We start from the raw sequence: 12820 nt of genomic DNA, 5'->3' as shown, positions 1-12820 counted from the left end.
GTCTAGAATTAGGATGTCAGCCTAAATCCGAAACTTGAGTTATTAATCATTGCCTATATTCAAATGGGAGGTATGGATGTGAAAGAGGCTATTTTCACATTAGCTATTCAATTGATTGTAGGTGCTTTGGCAGGGTATCTGTTAGGTAAACTGGCAATTTATTTAATCAATCACATCAATATAGCGAACGACTCATTATACCCCATTTTGTTGCTGACTACCGCATTCTTTACTTTCTCGATCACTACCCTGTGTCAGGGAAATGGATATTTGGCAGTTTATATTGCCGGTCTTCTGGTTGGTAATGCGGAGATTGTTCATAAGAAAAATATAAGCACTTTCTTTGATGGATTTGCTTGGCTGTGGCAAATTGTGATGTTTATCACTTTGGGGTTATTGGTAAACCCACACGAGTTGTTACCTATTGCTCCGATTGGATTATTGGTTGGTTTTTTTATGATTATCGTGGCACGTCCGGTCAGTGTATTTCTTTGTTTGCTACCATTCAAAAAATTTACTTTCAAAGGAAAACTTTATATTTCGTGGGTTGGATTACGAGGTGCAGTGCCTATTATTTTTGCCACTTACCCCTTGATCGCAGGTATTGACCATGCTGGAATAATTTTTAATGTTGTTTTCTTTATTACAATTCTTTCTCTTCTGATTCAAGGAACCACCGTAACGCAGGTTGCTAAATGGCTCGATCAGATTGATGAGCCGGAGCGGAAAAATGAAATAGCCATTGAACTTCCTGACGAGATAAAAAGTGCAGTGAGTGAGATTGATATTACCCCCGAGGTATTGGTACATGGTAATAAATTAATGGAGCTAAGCCTTCCCGACCACACACTCGCCGTAATGATAAAACGGAAAGAGCGTTACTTTATTCCCAAAGGACATACAGAACTAAAAGAAAATGATAAGTTATTGATTATTTCGGATGACGATGAAGCCCTATTGCAAGCTTATGACTTGTTGGGTATAACTAGTTATACCATCAAGAAAAATTAAACAATCTGCCTTTATCAAGTGTTTGTATGGAGATTCAATTTAAAACTCCTTATATTATGTTTGATACAGCTCATATTCATCCGATGTTGGTACATTTCCCTATTGCTTTAGCTTTACTGGGATGTCTTTTAGAATCAATTTCACTGTATAGAAAATGTTCTTCTGCTTGCGGTGAAATAATTCTTTATTTCGCCACTATAGCGGCTATTTTAGCGGCTACGGCTGGAAGCTATTTTACTCCTCATTTTACAATTGCTGAACTAGCCCAAGCTAAAAATATTCATAGCACAATGGCAGGAGTAACAGTTACCATGTTGTGCATCGCTACCTCATTCTATTTGATGAGGTATATCTGGAAAACACATGCTTTGTCGTTGCGTCGTATTGGCTTTATTTTTTATCTTCTTGGAGCTATTGCCGTAGGAGTAACCGGATATTTGGGTGGCGTGTTGGTTTACAATGATTTATTGAGAATGTAAAATGCTAGTTGAATAAATCTACAATATTTTTAGAAAAAAAGAGTCGTATGATTTGTAGTTCTGAAATAATATTGTACCTTTGCACCCGAAATAAAGAAAGCGTCATGCTTATGCACTCTTAGCTCAGCTGGTAGAGCAATTGACTCTTAATCAATGGGTCCAGGGTTCGAGTCCCTGAGGGTGTACTTTTTTTACTATAAGGGGAATCTGAAAAGGTTTCCCTTATTCATTTAGAATCAATCACTTATCACTATCACTCTTATAATCAGTTTTTTGTGCGGGATTTGAACCAAATCAATAACCCCGATATGAACCGATATAAGTAGACACAATCAGACGTATTGCGATACATTTTGCGGAACATATCACAAAAAATGTGATACAATGAGTACAATGCCATCAGTTCGGTATATATATGACCGACGTCGTACAGCCACAGACGTAAAGCCGGCTACTGTCGAAATTGAAATTTACTTCAGCAGGCAACAAAGGAAATTTGTGAATACCGGTATTCAGATATTACCGGAACAATGGAATGAATCAATCGTTGTTAAACACAACGATGCCGATCAGCTAAACAATACTTTACTTGGGATTAAAAAGAAAGTAGAGCGTATACTTATTGCAATGGATGTTGATAAGGAGCCTATAAGCATGCAATCATTTAATGCTCGATATGAAGGAGCCGTGAAACCGACATCATTTATTGATTTTATGTATGACTGTATTTGCAAAAGGCAGATTCGTGATTCAACGCGACGCGCCCATATAGCGGCATGGGAAACCGTAAGAAGATTCGGCAAGATGCGTACATTTTCCGACCTTACACCTGAAACACTCAAGCGATTCGATGACTTTCTCCGTGCAGAAGATCCAAAAAGATGTCAAGTAACCATACATGGGTATCACAAGAGGGTTAAACCGTACATTCTTGAAGCTCATAAGTTACGATATATCGACTATAGCCCTTATGATGTTTTTGACGTTTCACGAGGCACCAGCAAAGAGCGTGAGCCATTAAATCAATATGAATTAAACCTACTGCGTGATGCAGAGCTTCCTGATAAATTAGCGCGCGTTAGAGATGTTTTTGTGTTTGGATGCTACACGGGCCTCTCCTATTCTGATATATGCCTATTTCGATACGATAAGGATGTGGTTCAGAGCAACGGTATGTATTACATAGATGGTGAACGGCTAAAGACCGGAACTAAATTTTATACGCCGGTATTAAAACCCGCACTTGATATCTTGCTAAAGTATAATGAAAGACTTCCAACGATAAGCATACAGAAATATAATGATTTTCTACATGTAATAGAGTTGCGCTTAGGGTTGAAGAAACCGCTTACATCACATATTGCCCGGCATACATTTGCCACCACTGTAACGCTTGCTAATGATGTTCCTATTGAAACTGTTTGCAGGATGTTGGGGCATAAAGATATAAAGACAACGCAAATCTATGCGAAAATATTGAAAACAACCGTTGAAAGGCATGTGGAAACGCTGTCAAAGATAATTTAACAAAAGAAGGCTACTGCACTATACAGTAGCCATTACTATCTTACAGAAAGCCATAGGTCAAAAATGACCATTGCTGATTATCGAGCGTTATACATTTTTTAAATCCCCGAAATCCAGTGATTTAAAATGATGGTAGTTTTCCACAATTTTATGGGAAAGCCCCACTCCAGAAGGAGCAGGGCAAAATTGTTAATTTTCTAAATTATGCGGAAAATCATCCCAACTTTTGGAAACATAGTGGTTACAACGCTTGAAAACGCAGAGAATTGGTGTATCTTATTTCTGATATTGGGCAAAAGAAAGCCCCGTTGGTAGACGGGGCTTTCTTTTGTTGGATAAAGAGTTAATTACACTCTGGTCTATTATCATTTACGTTTTGCCCGGATGTCCCTTTTCTGAGTTATTTCATTGAATAAATCCAAAGCTTTCCTTAGATCCGTTATAAATCTTCTAACTTTAGCCGGAGAGCGCTTCTTTGTGAATAAGCTATACTCAAAGAATTGCTCCATCATTTCTTCGTAGGAACACAGGTCCAACAGATAGAGAAAAGTCGCTTCTGCATAATATGTATAATGAAAGTTACATTGAACTCGATACCTGGCAAGCTTATTTCCACACCCGTACTCAACTTGTTTGCAAAAAGCAATAACCACCTCCCTCTCTATGCCTAACTTTTCTAAAGCATTAAGATTATGACATAGCTTCTCATAGTCATCCAAGGATTTATTCGTCTCTTCATCAGTTTTATGCAGCATATCTTCTGGCTTAACATCTAAAGCGAATAGAGAATCGAACAAGATAGCCGACTTCTCTGCCTCCTCATAAGAGTTGTTATCAAGTACGGCCAAACTACGATGCAACATCATCGTAGTAAAATGGCTATACGCTTGGGTCAAAAGACAAGACAAGATAACATTACTCCTGCGATTTATCAACTTACGAACATAAAAAGGGTTGGCTATCAACCCCTCTATATAACTCACTTTCAACTTGGATAATGCATTCATTTAAGCTACACTTTGATTAAATACTTGCGGGGAATTCCGCTTCTGGTACTGATTTCTTAGATAGTTAATAACGTTGTCAAAGTTAGTTATAAATCCTTCATTTATCAAATCAGCCACTTTCTTTTCGAGCTGATAAAGCTCACGCTGCTTATGTTCTTCACCATGTTTGTTGCGTAAATCTTTCTCGTGATTGCCAAACACAACCCAATTCAACGCCTCGCCAACCCTACACATTGCCTTCGGCATGAAGTCTTTTGGAACAATACGCATGATGGCAGAGCTCAACTCCTTGTAAGCATCTCCAGCATCGTTACGATAGCGTATCATTTCGTCAGAAACGAATTTCAAAACATGGTACTCAAATCTAGGGCTTAAATACATGGCGAACTTAACAAACAAAATAGGATGCATCCATGTACCACCATTTTTCTTACCTCTACAAGCCATAGAAAGCGCATTTTTTAAATCCCCGAAATTCAGTGATTTAAAATGAAGCTCATTTTCAGCTATTTCCGACATTAGTTTATCAAGATGTGTCACTTCCCAGAAGTTATCTAGCCTCCTTTGCTCGTTGGGATTAGCAGAGTTCCACATTCTCAAAAGTCCAGTGGCATTAAAATACCCATCACTTGTCCGTTGAATAACATTAAAATTACCCATTTGACGAACCATTTCTTGATTTGTTTTCATACATTTGCAGTATTAAACGTTGATATTATCCCTACATCGGACGAAGTGCATCACTACTCGCGTCTTTTGTAGGGGTTTATTTTTGTGATGCTTTGTAGCAAGTAGGGATTCGAGCCCCTTCACCCCTTATCGGATTGCTGATATATACTAACCATAGAGTTGTCCGACAACTATCGTCGTCATTCAATCAATATTCTTTCTACCCATTAATTTGGTAGCGCAAAAGAAAAATCTCTATCCTTTCATTGCCTTAAAGTGGTATGCGGGCAATTACACGAACAGAGATTTAATATTGTGATAAGACCGATACCACTCAGTCGTTTTATTTCTTTTACAAAGATGTTATATACTAATATATAAATCACTTTTTGTTATTCCCGATATGTGACATCTCAGCGTAAGTCACGTATTTAAAGAATTGCGCATAATTTTATTCATTTTTTGTGTAAACGAATAATATTTCCTACTTTCTCCTCCACCTATACACCAACCATCCCAAAACAACCATGGCAACCAATGCCGCCAACGCCCAAAACATTCCACCAATCTGCCTTGGTACCGTCGTTTCTTGCTTCTGCTTATCCTCTTCTCTGGCATCCTTAATCTTAGTACTATCATTTGAGTGCTCCATGCTGGACTGATTAAGCGTCGTATTGCTACTTTCTTCCTTTTTCTTATTGGTACCCTTCTTCGTATTCTTTTTCGTCTCAGAGAGAACAGGAGACTTACCGGTTGATGGGTCAGCCGGCTTACTTGTATCATAGACAGTAGTAACCTCTTCCGTTTCCTCAGTAACGTCTTCGGTCTCGACCTTTTTGTTCTGCTCGTTGAGTGAAGCAGTATCTTTCCGATTGGTTTGGCTCCCGGATTCGATTGATGTTTCTTGCTTAGATGAAGATTTACTACTACCGCACGATGAAATCAAAGAACCGCAACACATAAGTAACGCAACAATAAGCGCAAGCATAAAGCCTGCACTTACTTTCAACTCTTCCCGTTTCATAATTTCAGCGTCTGTTTCCTGTTACCACTCTTCTTATAACTCACGTGTACCCAGCTAAAGTCTTTCTCGTCAATTACCTGGTCAAAAGGTAGCTCCTTACGTATAATATCAAATAATGCCTTGTTACCTTCCTTTGTGCCGGTATAGATATCGGCTGCCTCTCCTTTCATGTGTTGTGAAGTAGCGGCACCACCGACAGCGCGGTTTAAGTCTTTTGAACGGAAACCGGAGCTAACCAAGATTGGTTTGCCGAACTTCTCCCGAAGTGGGTCAAGAACATTCTCGATCAAGTCAACTAATGCCGATTGCTGACCGGCATCCGGCTTATTCTCAATTCTCCTTGTCTGAGCAACACTGCTGCGTGTAAGCTCTTCAATAGTAAAGTACTTCATTTTGTCTCCTCCTCTTCTACTTCAATGATATCGCTCTTCTTAGCGAAGAACTTGAATATATTAACCTTGATCTTTTTTCCCTTCGCCTCAAAGTAATTAGCGAAGCAAGAGTTGATCTCTATGCCGTACACAACGAGCATCACCAGTGCCGGCAATGTGGTGATGCCAAAAGAGACACCGAACGTTGCCCCCAATGCTCCGGCCGTGAAAATCCAACACAGATAATCAATAATCTTGTTTATAGTTCTTCTGATAGCCCGTGACGTGCGGACCTGCTCCTTGCGAATCTTGGCCGCACTAATCCCAAACCGTAAGTCGGCAAGTATGAGAATTAACCCCAATAAGAAGAACCACCGAAGCGGCTCCAAGAACTCAATACAACCGCTTAATGCAGCGGTAGTAATACCTCCAATCACATTCCTTTCATCCATTTACTCTTTATTTACGTTTATACCTTGTTATCATTACCCTAACTTAAACTATACCTATATAAAGCGATTGTGTACAGATAATCAATGCCCTATATTTGCAAAGAATTAATTAGTCATAAATTCATTACGTAGCTATATTTAAGTTAGTGGTTAGTACCGCCCAGCCTGTTGAAGGTCGGGCGGTTTTTCGTTTACTTTGTCGCCTCTTCCGTCTTTTCTTCAGGCTTATCGTCCACGATCATGAGGAACAGGAATTTAGGCGTTCCACCAGAAATCCAATCCGCATTACTGTCAAGTACACTGTCATACTCCGATAATGAGAGCTTCTCCAGCTTCACATCTACCGTTGCATCCAGAACAGGTGTCATTGCCTCTTTAATGTTCTCATTGTATGCCTTGAATAGCTTGTCGAACTCGTACACATCCGGATCGTCTGCCATCATTTTCTGCTGCTGAACCTTTTCAAGCATACCTCTAAGACGTTCACTCATGAATTGTTTGTCGGCCGTCTCCCTGGCTTTCTTGACTGTCTCGGCGATCGGGTCAAGAAGTATCTGCATACGTACGATCTTGATGCGTGTCTTATTGCTACATTTACCGAATTTAAAATCTTGTCGAGACAGGATATTACTCAGCTTCTCGATATCACTTTTTGTCATTCCCTCTTTAGTAACTTTCATTGTTTCAATGTTTTTAGATTATAATTCTGCTGTTTTTACATACGCTTCAACCGCTCTTTCGAACGCGATACCGGCTGTTAGGATTGCTTCGCCATCTTCGCCATCAGGGAGGTACATGCCGCCTGCTGTGGTAGCTCCTTCGGATATACCTCTCTGCACAGAGTACATGTACTGCCGACCTGTTGTGCCGGTCATGGCGGTATTGGGTGCGGATTGGTCAGACTCCTTGGTAATCGTTGCAGTGAGCGATTTAATTGCCTTCTGAGCATTATACACTTCGGCGGTTCCTTCGAACTTATAGCCGTTAATTGTCTCTTCTACCTTCACACGGGTAGTAATGTTTGAAATCTTGATTGCCATAATTGTTTTTATTAAAAATGATGATTATACTCTCTTTAAATATTTGATTCTGAACTCTGAAACTTGGAATGAGGAATTAGTGCCAGGTAATAGTATGGTAGCATTTGATGTAAGCACATTACCGATACCGTCGAAGTCGTAATTTTCCGTATATGGGTTGCCACCGAAGTAATAAGCTCCGTTGGACAGTCTCCAACTCTCGAAGTTGGTGACGGCTCCCATGGTTACAATTACGATCCATTGCCCCGATTCGTTCTTATAGGCGATTTCTAATCCACCTAAACCGGATATACCATGCCATAGGTTGTATAATTTGATTCCGACTTTATCGGACGCTTCGTTTCTTCTCAAGTACTTGATCAATCCCCACTTGATGTAGTTGTTGACATCACCCATGCTGTCAACCCACTGCGTGCTATCAATGCTTACAGTAGCTCTTATCCATTGATTTACATCGTTCGGGTCTTGCATGAATCGTTTATATAATACTCCCTGTATGGAGCAGAAGCTCATAGAGACCAACATACATCCCGATACTCTCGCATAATAGGTATGGTAAGCTGTATCGCCTGATGCCGGTATTCCGAGAGAGTGAGAACAGGCAATTGATACTTCCTTGTTGGCATAGTTAAGCCGGTAGTCTTCTTCGCTCACTCCGCTCAGGTCTAATGAGCCAAGCACGTTAACCTTATTATCGTAGAAGAATACGATATCGATCACTCCATCTGCCGGGGCGTCACCTAGATCGGAGTGGAAGTTTCTCAGATTGATCTCCGGAAGAACAACATTCACAAGAAAAGCAGCAGTGTCCCCATTAGAGCTGATATAGATGTTCGTATTGGGAGGTGCTCCGACGTATGCCGCTTCCGGGATATAAGGATGAAAAGCCTTGGCGTGCCGGTTGTAGCCTCGGAAATCAGCACTTCGCGTAGGTAAAGTTGGGTTCTTATAGGTGTACAGGCGAATGGTAAAGATACCATCCTTGATGTCTTCGTATGAGAACCCGGTAATCGTGCTGCGCAAAGGCTCTTCAAGAAACGGGGCATCATACTCAACAGGTTTGTAGCGGCTCCACATATTGATTCTGGCTTCGGGCTTAAACCAATTGCGCGAGTCGAAGTCAACCACTCCACCTGAGGCTCTAAGAGTGTCTCTTATGTCCGAATCCGTCAGTACTGTAAACGGTAAGATATCATATACTGCCATCGTTATGCTACATTTAATTGTTGTTTCAATTCTCTTACTTCTCTCTGTAATGCTTCGATCTGTCTGTCTTTATCGGACTTCCATCGTTCGTTGTTAGTGATGTATTCGTTGGCCAACTGTGCCAGTCGGATAGATACGGCCAGAGCGGTACGGGTACCGTCCATCTTGAGATATCCATCGTCTCCCTCGAATACATTCCAAGGCATGATTTTTTGTACTGCTTGTGCGGATGTTGAGAGCTGAACGCCGGGTGTGCCATTGCGCCAGGAGTGGGCGAATATAGGCAGAGCTGCCAATTCGTTCAGCGATGGTTTAAAGTACTCCTGTATCTCTTTGAGTCTCATATCTGAGCTGTAGGTAATAAGCCCACCGCCATTCAGGACAATGCTACCGTTATAAGTCATGGTGCCGGCACCGATGATTAGGTAATACTCACCACTTTCATCGTTAACATTGCCCGATCGACGACCAATGTACATATTGCCATTCCAATGAGAATAGATACCCCAAGTGTAAGAATCATTAGATAAGTTGATTCCTGTGTGAAGAGGATTGTAGAGTTTCAATCCAACGCGATAACCAGCAATACCCCATGTACGAAAGCCGTCATTGTATAGCACTTTGTTTCCATATACGCGCACCTGATCTGAGTCGGCCATGTACATACCGCCGCTAAATGTAGTGTTATACCATCCTGTAGCCCCAATGGAACCAAGCCATCCATTAACGGTAAGCTTTTCTGTTGGATTTACTGTACCAAAACCAACGTTTCCTGTTTTAGTAATGATCATACCATTCTCACCAGTAGAGGTATTACGGGATATAGTAAAGTTATTCGTATCAGTTCTATGTATGCTCCACATATTTTCAGAAGTACCGAACTCTCCATCTGCACCCAAAGCGATAGTTACCCAGTTGGAGGAAGAGGCCTTGATTCGTATGCCTTCGCAGTAATTTCCCTCGTTCGATTCAATCACCATTTTTTTATAGAGATGGAAGCGGTCTTGGCTTACTTGTGCTATATCAATGCCGTCTGATTTTATCTTATATACGCCATCACTAGCCCAATCAAACCCGGTATCAGAGTCTCCAATAGCGAGAGAGATTGTCGCATTTGCAGCCAGTCTATCATTTGCTTTGTTGGCATTTACAAAAAGCCGATTAGCAACAAGAAAATCTCTTTCTAACCCAGACCTAATCCTAATGCTTGGCAAAGTACCAGTATAGTCGTCAGTAATCGTAAAATCGTCCTCATTTACTTGGTAATTACCAGCCTTAATACCCCATTGTTTGTGGCTTACTCCATTTACAAGTCTAATATGTGAGTTTGTGTTAGCAGTTAATCCATCCAATAAAATACCTGTACTAGCGCGTAATTCGTCAGTAACTCTAAAAGTACCTCTAACATCTAAATGATAAACAGGAGCAGTTGTATTTATTCCAACCTTATTTGCAAAATAGCTACCACCCTGATTAAAAGCTGCAATAGTATTAACTCCACCAGGTCTAATATGATAACTATTAGCTGGAAAAGTAAGTCCTGAATTAGTATCTGCAATTGTATTCCAAGCTAAATGAACACATCCATCACCTTGCCTATCATTACCCATACTCATCCACGTCCATCCATCTCCCGTATTTCTTAAATCGAGTAATTGTGATGAGTTTGAGTTTTGATTGAGTCTAATATGATTGTCGACCCAAAAAGGTTTGGAATTATAAACTCTAACGTAGTTTGGATCGGTCATATAAATACCACCGCCATACTCATTGTGAAACCATCCTGTCGGGCCACTACTTCTAAACCAATTACTGCAAGACACAGACCCTGCAACACCAGAATCAAATCCTGCAACAACACGACTAGCTGTAATTGTTGCAGTAGATCGTATGTCGCCACGAACATCTAACTTATATACAGGATCAGCTGTACCAATCCCAACATCACCATTCCCTAATATAGCCATTCTGTGTACAGTTCCAGCGTTAGTGTAAAAGTGATGACCGTGATTAGTAATATAATCAATCGAAGTATTAGTTAATCCTCCAATGCTTCTAACTCCAAACATAGCACCCTCTATGTTACTTGTACCATCATAAGGTTGTCCCCAGATAGAACGAGCATGCCGGAGTCGGTTAGCAGATTCTATATTACCACTTTCAAAAGGTATAGTTTTCCAAGGAGACCAAACACCATCCCATCTTTGGCGAATAGCTAAGCTACTATTATTGGCTCCGTGTTGTAATTGTGAAATATAAGCATCACCGCCAAAGACTAAGTCAACACTATATGTTAATTGATAATTAGAATTATTGGCTCCGTTTCCAATTTGATTAAAATAACAAGCGGGTTCCCAAAGATTATCAAAATTCACATTGCTTACAAGAGTTCCTTTATATGCTAAGATTCTATTTAATCCTACATCCCCGACGGCATTAGCATTTGCTACCCTAAAATTAGCAGGGTTCCAAACGAAATAATCGTGTGGTGAATTTCCTCCCCATATCCATTCGGGTTGACCTTGTTGTGCAATCCAATTAAATGAAGAAACTCCACCATCAGCCCGGAGAACTTGGTTAGCAGTTCCACCGTGTTTAACAAAAGAGCTAGCTTTTATATCACCAACAAAATATGCACCTTGGTCTGGTACTAAATTTCTCAAAGAGTAATCAGCAGATACCAATAAGCTTCTCATATTAATTCCCTGCCCTCCGAATTGTTTAGTATAGAAACTAATGTTATCAGGAGCATCACCGATCACGCTATGATTTAAAAAAACTGGAGATGTAAATGTCTTTTGTCCTAATATTGTTTGCTCAGTGTTGGTTGTTACATAGTTGGTCAGATCGGGCATTGTCGGATAAGCCGGCAGAGTAACCACTCCGTCAACAGATTCGTAGGCCGCTAGACCTACCTTAACGATAACCTTAGCAAGCCCACCACCGCCAGTCGAGGAACTCTTCAGTGTGCCATTCTCCCAATAGATACTCTTCCCATCGACCGGGATTCCATCATACAAGGATGGGATATTGACTGTACCCAAGTTGGCGAAGTTAATCAAGCTGCCGGTTAGTGCTAATTGCGCGTCAAGTCGGATCACTCCGTCTTCGTCCTTCAGTACGGACAGGAGATCATCTTTCGTTAGAGCTGCACTTGTAGCACTGGTGACGTGACCATACTCGTTAACGGCAAGACCGGTTAAGAAGTGACGTGCAGCTCCGGCCGTTATAGCTTTTTGCGTAGGATGGCTGTAAGGAGCTTCTACGCTGATTACTCCCTGAGCATTGACGTTGATATTGCTACCGATCATTACACCGCCTAATACGGCTGCTTTGGCCACGGGAAGAATATACTTGTTGGCACCGTCGGCAATGCTGTTGAGCTTGTCTCGCAAGGCGGTTGTAAAGCTGTGCTCCGATAGCCCCATACCTGTAACCTTATCGACCTTGTTACCAAGAGATGCGATCAGACCGGCTGTTACGCTTTCGTGCGAGTTGATGTAGTCCTCTATCTCCTTCAGTGTGTCGAAGGCAGACGATGCACCGCCTATCAACTCGTTCAGACGGGTGGTGGTGACATAACCTTTATCATTTACCCAAGACTCGGTAGCATAACCAGCAAAAGCATCGGTGAGATGAGACTTGTTGATCTGCTCTGCACCTGATCCAGATAAGGAAGCCCACATCTGAGTTGCATCGAAGTCGGAGCCTACACCACCCAATACGGTAAGTGCCCCGGAGGAATCGCGGCCGATGGTGGTGCCATCGAGGGGAAGTCCGGCGTACAGATCGGGCAGGTTAATGCTGCCATCGTCATTGTAGGTTATCAGGCCGCTGCGGGTTACGATCGGTAGGTCGGTATATGCATATGGATTGCCAAAAGGATCTAGCTTCTTAATGAAAAGTTGTTCTTGTGCTGGCAATAAACTATTATTCGTACCGCTACTAGTACGAATAATAGTCGATCCTGTCGAATAATTTTTCGACCTCGGATTAGATGGAATTGCTTTTTCGCTGATAAATACTTTCTTCAT

General features: G+C 41.2%; 11 protein-coding genes, 1 tRNA gene and 1 pseudogene. 4 read left to right on the top strand and 9 right to left on the bottom strand.

What is annotated here, in order from left to right:
- Positions 1-33: 33 nt before the first annotated feature.
- From TY03_RS18530 to TY03_RS18515, 4 genes and pseudogenes are all read left to right on the top strand, one after another.
- Positions 34-1011, top strand: a pseudogene (locus TY03_RS18530) (potassium/proton antiporter); the annotation flags it as partial.
- Positions 1012-1037: 26 nt separating this feature from the next.
- Entirely contained in the window at positions 1038-1490 is a 453-nt protein-coding gene (locus tag TY03_RS18525) for a DUF2231 domain-containing protein (RefSeq protein ID WP_148335716.1), read from the top strand.
- Between the two features lie 112 nt (positions 1491-1602).
- Positions 1603-1675, top strand: a tRNA-Lys gene (locus tag TY03_RS18520).
- A gap of 199 nt (positions 1676-1874) precedes the next feature.
- Positions 1875-3017 (top strand): site-specific integrase, encoded by a 1143-nt coding sequence (locus TY03_RS18515; protein WP_052332558.1) that lies wholly within the window; start codon positions 1875-1877, stop codon positions 3015-3017.
- 365 nt (positions 3018-3382) lie between these two features.
- On the opposite strand, the gene TY03_RS18510 is transcribed toward TY03_RS18515, so the two are convergent.
- The 9 genes from TY03_RS18510 to TY03_RS18470 all read right to left on the bottom strand — a co-directional run bounded on the left by TY03_RS18510 (position 3383) and on the right by TY03_RS18470 (position 12820).
- Entirely contained in the window at positions 3383-4024 is a 642-nt protein-coding gene (locus TY03_RS18510; protein ID WP_042372659.1) for a hypothetical protein, read from the bottom strand.
- A complete protein-coding gene (locus tag TY03_RS18505) occupies positions 4025-4714 on the bottom strand; it encodes a KilA-N domain-containing protein (protein WP_042372657.1) in 690 nt (229 codons plus the stop codon). It abuts the gene before it with no gap.
- 463 nt (positions 4715-5177) lie between these two features.
- Entirely contained in the window at positions 5178-5717 is a 540-nt protein-coding gene (locus tag TY03_RS18500) for a hypothetical protein (RefSeq protein ID WP_042372656.1), read from the bottom strand.
- The gene (locus TY03_RS18495) at positions 5714-6109 is read right to left on the bottom strand and encodes a D-Ala-D-Ala carboxypeptidase family metallohydrolase (protein WP_042372653.1); all 396 of its coding nucleotides are present in this window, start codon (positions 6107-6109) and stop codon (positions 5714-5716) included. The genes TY03_RS18500 and TY03_RS18495 overlap by 4 nt, the downstream gene beginning before the upstream one ends.
- Entirely contained in the window at positions 6106-6540 is a 435-nt protein-coding gene (locus TY03_RS18490; RefSeq protein WP_042371471.1) for a hypothetical protein, read from the bottom strand. The genes TY03_RS18495 and TY03_RS18490 overlap by 4 nt, the downstream gene beginning before the upstream one ends.
- A gap of 191 nt (positions 6541-6731) precedes the next feature.
- On the bottom strand, positions 6732-7220 hold the full coding sequence (locus TY03_RS18485; protein WP_042372651.1) for a hypothetical protein: 489 nt from the start codon (positions 7218-7220) through the stop codon (positions 6732-6734).
- An 18-nt stretch (positions 7221-7238) separates the two neighbouring features.
- Positions 7239-7580 carry a hypothetical protein gene (locus TY03_RS18480; protein WP_042372649.1) on the bottom strand — a complete coding sequence of 114 codons (342 nt, stop codon included), beginning with the start codon at positions 7578-7580 and terminating at the stop codon, positions 7239-7241.
- A 24-nt stretch (positions 7581-7604) separates the two neighbouring features.
- On the bottom strand, positions 7605-8786 hold the full coding sequence (locus tag TY03_RS18475) for a hypothetical protein (protein WP_042372647.1): 1182 nt from the start codon (positions 8784-8786) through the stop codon (positions 7605-7607).
- 2 nt (positions 8787-8788) lie between these two features.
- Positions 8789-12820, bottom strand: a complete 4032-nt coding sequence (locus TY03_RS18470) for a pyocin knob domain-containing protein (protein ID WP_042372645.1) — start codon at positions 12818-12820, stop codon at positions 8789-8791.

This window comes from Bacteroides neonati (assembly GCF_000499785.1).
In the GTDB taxonomy this organism is placed as follows: Bacteria; Bacteroidota; Bacteroidia; order Bacteroidales; family Bacteroidaceae; genus Bacteroides; species Bacteroides neonati.
Note: the sequence above shows the minus strand (reverse complement) of the source record. Positions and strands in the feature narration are given on the sequence as shown.